Consider the following 8,180-nt stretch of genomic DNA (forward strand, 5'->3'; position numbering starts at 1 on the left):
AATACATTACAAAATTAAAAAAATAAAACAAACCATTTTCAAACCATGTAACAAATAGATTGTTCTATTTAATATACTAATTTTAAATTAGGAAGACCTAAGCCTTCCTAATTAAATGATGACTTTGCAACAAAATCCTATAAAAGTATGAAACTATAAAAAAATAAGTCCTAAATTAATTTTTTTTTAATATTCTTTAGCCATCATCAATACAAAAGTAGGCATCCTTTTTCATTAATCTTACAATAATGTAATAGTCGTAAACAATCATGTAATAAATGAGATAAGCCGCTAAAAAGCGGCTTATAAACTAAAACTACTTAAAACCCTAACTAAAAGTTATAAATATTTAAAAATAAAAAGCATGACAATAAAATTATAATAATACATTCTTAAAAAATGTAAAAAATAAAAGATTACTATTAAACTTGATAATACTAAAGTAATTAAAAAGTTAATCAACTAGAAAAACAACGTAATAATCGGTAGTATGTATGTAATAAATGAAAAAAGAGGACTACTAAATACAGTAATCCTCTTTAAAAAAAAGTAGGCATAGAAGTCAAATTTATTTTTTTTAAGTGGTTAAAACCATATCAAATACAAAAATTTGATCCCTTAAAATAAATTTTATTCTTAAATAGGTCACAATAATAGTTATAATAAAAAACATTTTCAAAATCAAAGTAACAAGTGATTATAATCATGTAATAAATGAAAAAAAAGGACTGCTAAATAAATAGCAGCCCCTTTTCAAAAAAAAGTATGAATGGAATTTTAAACTTATTCTACAATAATAAACTCACTTCGTCTATTTAATTGATGCTCTTCTTCGGTACAATCTACACCATCAGAACAACCATTTACTAACTGAGTCTCTCCATAACCTTTACTTGTTAATCTACTTCTATCAATTCCATTTTGAACAAGGTAATCAACTGTAGATTTTGCTCTATTTGTAGACAACGTCATGTTGTATTTTTTTGAAGCTCTTGAGTCGGTATGAGCACGTACATCAATTTTCATATCAGGGTTCTCTGTTAAAACAACTAAGATTTTTTGCAATTCAACTTCTGCATCTGGTCGAATATTAAACTTATCTAAATCAAAATAAATTTCTTTAATATTTAATATTTTAGCCAAATCTGAACCTGTTGTAACTCCAGTTTTTCCTGAACGTTTTATTAATTCAAAATCTTGATGTGTTTTACCGTGCTCATTTTTAACATCTACAGAAACCTCTTGCGGTTGATGATCTCTTGTCTCAGTTCTAATAAAATATTTATTACCTGGCTCTACTTTAATCTCATAATTACCATGCTCATCTGTAAAAGTTTGAGCTATTTCTTTCATTTGATCATCTAAAATAGTTACCTTAACATTTTCTAAAACTACTTCTTCTTCTAAATCAGAAATATTTCCTGTAATTACCTGTTCATTATTAAACGGTAAAGGAATCTTTTCTACAAACTTATAAATATCATCATAACCTGCTCCTCCATTTCTATTAGACGAGAAAAAACCAAATTTAGACTTCACATCAAAATACACTGCAAAATCATCCATTTCACAATTTAATGGAGCTCCTACATTAAAAACTTTTAAATAAGTGCCATCCTCTTGTGGTTTTGTTGCAAAAATATCTAAACCTCCTAAACCTGGATGACCATCTGATGAAAAATACAACTCGTTATTTTCTGTTATAAAAGGAAACGTTTCTTTACCTTCTGTATTTATAACAGCTCCTAAATTCTCAGGCAAACCATAAGTACCATCTTCATTTACAGCAATTCTAAAAATATCAGATTGTCCTAAAGTACCTGGCATATCAGAAGCAAAATATAAAAATTTATCATCTGGGCTAAGTACTGGGTGGGCACAACTATAATCATCGCTATTAAAAGGCAATTCTTTTATGTTAATCCATTTGCCTTCATTGTAAGTAGCTTTATAAATTTTTAATAAAACCGACTTCTCTTGATTTTTACCTACCTTACCATCATTAAAATTATTTCTAGTAAAATACATGGTGGTACCATCTGCCGTAAAACAAGGTGTAGTTTCATGAAACTTTGTTGCCACCTCATTAATAAACTCTTCAGGTTCAGATAACGTTCCATCAGTTTTAACCTCTGACGCATACAAATTTGTAAAGGCTAAATTATCCCATTTATTAACCTTCTTAGAAAGTTTACTTTTTGTAGGTCTGTTTGACGCAAAAACTAAATAGCCCTTGTAAAAAGACGTTCCATAATCCAAAAACTCTGAATTAATATTCGTTTTTTCTACATTATAACGATTGGATATTTCCTTAATTGTTCCTAAATATTCTACATTCTCTTTAAACTTTTTTGCTCTATTATCATTTTCAGACATTTCGCTAAACTTTGCTAACATTTGATTAGCTAACAAATAATTGCCTGTAGATTTTAATGTTTGAGCATATCTATAATAATATTCAGCAGGGATAGGTTCATTTAAAGCAAATAATTCTCTATACCATTTAAATGCCTGTTCAAATTTTGCGTTAAAATAATAAGCATTCCCAAGACGCTGAAATAATTCTGCAGATTTATATCCTTTTTCTGCCACTTTTTCATAAACGGCAATGGCATCTATGTAAGATAAATTATCATACATTTTATTGGCTGCGGCAATTTTTTTCTGTTGTGCAAAAAACAATTGCGTAAATGCCAATGCTACTAGTAATAAATGTTTAAATCTCATAATAATTACGTTTAAAAGAAACGTGGCGATACCACATTTGAAAGATTACTAAACAATTCAAATCGTAAGAAAATCTCATGTGAGCCCGAATTAAAGCCTCCTAACTTTGTAGTATCCATATCATAAGCATAGCCAGCAAACAAACCTTTTGTAATTTGAAAACCAGCTAAGGCACTTACAGCAGCATCCCATCTATAAGCAGCACCTAATGTAAATTTTTCATAAAGTAAAAAATTAGCAGATAAATCAACCTGTAAAGGAGCACCAACAACCATTTTTGTTAAAAAGGCTGGTTTGAACTTTAAGTTTTCATTAAGTTGAAATACATGACCACCTATTAAATAATAATGCATTTTTTCTTTTGCAACTGTATTATCATCTTCATTATAATGTTTTGTGGCTAGCATAAAAGGTGTTGATAAACCAATATACCCTTTATCTGAGTGTAAATAAAGACCAGCACCCACATTAGGGCTAAACTGGTTATCTACATTATAAGCAAAATAACTATCATCTGGATTATAAATAGACAACTTTGTATAATCTATATTTAACAATCCTGCGGTTCCTTTTATTCCAAAAAACAATCGATATGTTTCATTTAATGGTATATGATAAGAAACATCAACTGAAATAGTACTTTCTGTAGAAGGTCCAATTTTATCGCTTATTACTGAAAAACCCATACCTATACGCTCTGAAATAGGACTATGAAGTGCAAAGGTTCCTGTATCTGGTGCGCCTTCTAAACCTACCCACTGCGTTCTATACAAACCCATAATACTCAAAACATCTCTCGATCCTGCGTAACCCGGATTTATTCCTACTGTATTGTACATGTATTGCGTAAACTGAGCATCTTGCTGGGCATTAATTTCTAATGTTGTTGATAACAACAACACCAGAAAACTTAATTTTTTTATTTTATTTACCATACTATTTTATTTATAATTTAAGTATAAGTACCCAGATTTTTTAACTTTTGTTCCTCCTGTTTCGTCAAAGAATGTTAGAATATAAAAATAGGTTCCTACTGGTAACTTACTATCGGCATTTAAAGTTGCTCTTCCTTCAGAAATACCTTTAAACACATTACCATTTGTATCGTATGCAGTAGTTTCATATACCTTTACTCCCCATCGGTTGTAAACTTCTACTTTATTTTTTGGACATGAACGAATGCCATCTATAATAAAATAATCATTTAAACCATCTTCATTAGGAGAAACTGCATTATAAACATTTATACTTCGACCAGAACATGGCAAAACTGAACGCACTCTGGCTAAAGTAAAATCCCCATAAGCAGTAAGAGGATCTATTACCGTAGTAACTTCCTTTAAATTAGGATCAGCCACTCCTCCTTCGTCAATCCATTTCATCTCATTTTGATCCCAACGAACTATGTGAATTTCATCATAAGGTGCAGCATAAATTTCAGTTGGAGTAGTATCTTCATCCCATGATAAAGTTAAAAAAACATCTGTTGCAGAAGCTGTTTTTTCTACTTTCCAATATTCTGCATTATCAATTAAATCAATGATGTCTTCTTTACTTGAATGAGGATACAAAGGATCTGAATTTTCAAAGAAATACTTAGATGAAAATGCATCGGTTACAAAATCTGGATTAGAAATACCAGAATATCTAAAGTAACCTCCATCTCCAATAGGAAATTTAAAGGCATCATCACCATTTTTTCTAACAAAACCATCAACATGGCTTACATCATCTACATTTATATGATATGCATCGTCTTCAAAAACCAGCAAACCTCCGTGGTTATCGTCATCTACAATACCTTGCTGAAAATCGCCTTCGTTAGCAATACTTACTTCATTTGACAAATGAAAAGCAGGTTGTACTAATGTATTGTTAAACTCTCCATTGTACCACTCCATAGGTATAGAACCTGATAAATCTTGAAAGCCAAATAAACCACGCATACGTGTTAAACCTGTATTGCCTAAAAACGTTACAATACCATCGTTATGATAATGACTATACACATAAAAATCGCCATCGTTATAAATTTCTCCAGTAGTTTGATTATCTATAGCGCCTACACTACCTGCAACAGTACCGGGCATAATAGTAAAAACTCCTGTATTAACCGTTTGCGACATACCTAAAAGTGGGGCAAAAAGGGATGCTAAAACCAGTAGTTGATTTATCTTATTTTTTTTCATAACTCATGAATTTTATATTGTGTAGCTCGGTGCAAAAACTAGTTTGCACCGGCTCACAATAATTATACAATAAATCTAATTTATTAGAAAGCTCTCCAACCAGGAACCATTGAGCCATCACCTAATGAATCTTGTACGTACATTTCACCTCTACCGATGTCTGTATTATAACGTAATTGACCATATTGTGGTGTAGCTGGTTGTTCTGCTGTTGTACCACTAGGAACCAAGATTGCACCAGTTCCTTTAATTTCTACTAAATTAATAGGATATGTAGATGAACCAATCATAAATTGATTTGAAGCTGTATTTTTTGCTTCTGAACCTATTGCAATACTTGAACTAAAACCACCTGTTGATGTAGAATATCCTAATAAAATAGAATGAGAAGTAGTTGGATCTGAAACGCTACTAGCATAACCAGCATCCCTTCCAATAGCTATAATATCACTTGAAGTTGAACCAAAACCAGCATTAACACCTATAAAATTAGCCCAACCACCAGAAGAGTTTTCTCCAGATCGAGAACCTATCGCCACAGTATTAGATGTATTACTAGTAAAGAGTGATCGATAACCAATACCTATTGAATTTTGACTATAACCTGACTGGTAGCCAGATTCAGAACCTATCAGAATTGCATTATTAGAATCTATAGCCCCTGAGTTACCAAAACCTAAACGATAACCAGCAGAAGTTCCAATACAAATAGCACTATCAGTTGATGCAACACTTGTAAAACCATTTCCTGCTCTAAAACCAATCAAAATACATTGAGCTGATTGTAGATTATCTCTTAATCTTCCTGCCTCATAACCGATTGAAATAGAATTAGGAGATTGAGATCCAATATTAGAACCAGCTTGGTAACCAATAGCAACAGAACCACTAGCAAAATTATTCCCTCCTGGTGCATAACCAGCATAGTGTCCCACATTAACTACATTACTAGAAACAGTATAACCAGCAGTATTGTTACCAGAAAATTGCCCTATATTTACAGAAAAACCAGCATCAATAGCTGCTGAACGACCAAAAGAAATTCTAGAACCATCTGCACTTAAAACCCCTACTGGAAGATTATTAGTTTTAAAATATAATGGCATTGCATTAAGAGTACCTAAGAAATTAGCACCAGCAGAAAGTGAAACATTATTTCCTGTTAATTTCCAGTCATCAGTATCAGATAACCCTGTTATAGTAGAAAGAGTAACACTCTTATGTAACTGTCCTAAAGCGTCAGCAGTAACAATAAAGTCAGTTGATGCATAACTTGGTAAATTTCTAACTCTAGCAGTACCATTCACGTCTAATTTATCTGTAGAAGTAGTAGCAGAGGTAAACCCTATACCTACGTTTCCATTTTGATAAATATTTTGTGTATTTAATGTAGCCATAGTTGAAGTCCCTTGAATATTCCAAGGTTCTACAGTTGCTGCATCAGAACCACTTGCTCCTGTTGCTCCTGTAGCACCAGTTGCTCCATTAGCACCAGTTGCTCCATTAGTACCATTAGCTCCAGTTGCTCCTGTAGCACCAGTTGCTCCGTTAGTACCGTTTGCACCAGTTGCTCCTGTAGCACCAGTTGCTCCGTTAGTACCGGTTGCACCAGTTGCTCCTGTAGCACCAGTTGCTCCGTTAGTACCGGTTGCACCAGTTGCTCCTGTAGCACCAGTTGCTCCGTTAGTACCGTTTGCACCAGTTGCTCCTGTAGCACCAGTTGCTCCATTAGTACCATTAGCTCCTGTAGCACCAGTTGCTCCATTAGTACCGTTTGCACCAGTTGCTCCTGTAGCACCAGTTGCTCCGTTAGTACCGTTAGCTCCTGTAGCACCAGTTGCTCCATTAGCTCCTGTTGCACCAGTTGCACCTGTTGCTCCAGTTGCTCCGTTAGTACCATTAGCTCCAGTTGCTCCTGTAGCACCAGTTGCTCCTGTAGTACCATTAGCTCCTGTAGCACCATTTGTTCCGTTAGTACCGTTTGCACCAGTTGCTCCTGTAGCACCAGTAGCTCCGTTAGTACCATTAGCTCCAGTTGCTCCTGGAGCACCAGTTGCTCCTGTAGCACCAGTTGCTCCGTTAGTACCATTAGCTCCTGTAGCACCATTTGATCCGTTAGTACCGTTTGCACCAGTTGCTCCTGTAGCACCAGTAGCTCCGTTAGTACCATTAGCTCCAGTTGCTCCTGGAGCACCAGTTGCTCCTGTAGCACCAGTTGCTCCGTTAGTACCTGTAGCTCCAGTAACTCCTGTTACTCCAGTTGCTCCTGTTACACCTGTAGCTCCTGTTGCTCCTTTACAATCTAAGTAATTCCAAACACCATCACCATTAACATCCTCAGATGGATCAGCTATACCATTATTATTAGCATCCCAACACATTAATCCTGTTGCTCCTGTTACTCCAGTTACACCTGTAGCACCAGTAACTCCTGTTACTCCAGTTGCTCCTGTTACTCCAGTTACACCTGTTGCGCCTGTTGCTCCTTTACAATCTAAATTATTAAATAATCCATCTCCATTTGTATCCTCTGATGGGTCTGCAACACCATTGTTGTTACTATCCCAACAGTTACGTCCTGTTGCTCCTGTTACTCCAGTTACTCCTGTTGCTCCTGTTACTCCAGTTACACCTGTTGCTCCTGTTACTCCAGTTACACCTGTTGCGCCTGTTGCTCCTTTACAATCTAAATTATTAAATAATCCATCTCCATTTGTATCCTCTGATGGATCTGCAACACCATTGTTGTTACTATCCCAACAGTTACGTCCTGTTGCTCCTGTTACTCCAGTTACACCTGTAGCTCCAGTAACTCCTGTTACTCCAGTTGCTCCTGTTACTCCAGTTACACCTGTAGGTCCTGTTGCTCCTTTACAATCTAAGTAATTCCAAACACCATCACCATTAACTTCCTCAGATGCATCAGCTATACCATTATTATTAGCATCCCAACACATTAATCCTGTTGCTCCTGTTACTCCAGTTACTCCTGTTGCTCCTGTTACTCCAGTTACTCCTGTTGCTCCTGTTACTCCAGTTACTCCTGTTGCTCCTGTTACTCCAGTTACTCCTGTTGCTCCTGTTACTCCAGTTACTCCTGTTGCTCCTGTTACTCCAGTTACTCCTGTTGCTCCTGTTACACCTGTAGCTCCTGTTGCTCCTTTACAATCTAAGTAATTCCAAACACCATCACCATTAACATCCTCAGATGCATCAGCAATACCATTATTATTAGCATCCCAACACATTAATCCTGTTGCTCCT

Annotated in this window: 4 protein-coding genes; all 4 read right to left on the bottom strand. The window is 35.0% G+C overall.

The features are described from left to right. Positions 1-783: 783 nt before the first annotated feature. Complete coding sequence (locus OJ995_RS10345) at positions 784-2,727, bottom strand: OmpA family protein (protein WP_264369344.1); 1,944 nt, start codon at positions 2,725-2,727, stop codon at positions 784-786. Positions 2,728-2,738: 11 nt separating this feature from the next. Beyond that, positions 2,739-3,662 (bottom strand): PorP/SprF family type IX secretion system membrane protein, encoded by a 924-nt coding sequence (locus OJ995_RS10350; protein ID WP_264369345.1) that lies wholly within the window; start codon positions 3,660-3,662, stop codon positions 2,739-2,741. 6 nt (positions 3,663-3,668) lie between these two features. After that, positions 3,669-4,916, bottom strand: coding sequence for a T9SS type B sorting domain-containing protein (locus OJ995_RS10355; RefSeq protein WP_264369346.1), 1,248 nt, complete (start codon positions 4,914-4,916; stop codon positions 3,669-3,671). Positions 4,917-4,999: 83 nt separating this feature from the next. Further along, the coding region (locus OJ995_RS10360) for a beta strand repeat-containing protein (RefSeq protein ID WP_432419330.1) at positions 5,000-8,180 on the bottom strand (3,181 nt) is incomplete at its 5' end.

Source organism: Flavobacterium lacisediminis, assembly GCF_025909975.1.
GTDB lineage: Bacteria > Bacteroidota > Bacteroidia > Flavobacteriales > Flavobacteriaceae > Flavobacterium > Flavobacterium lacisediminis.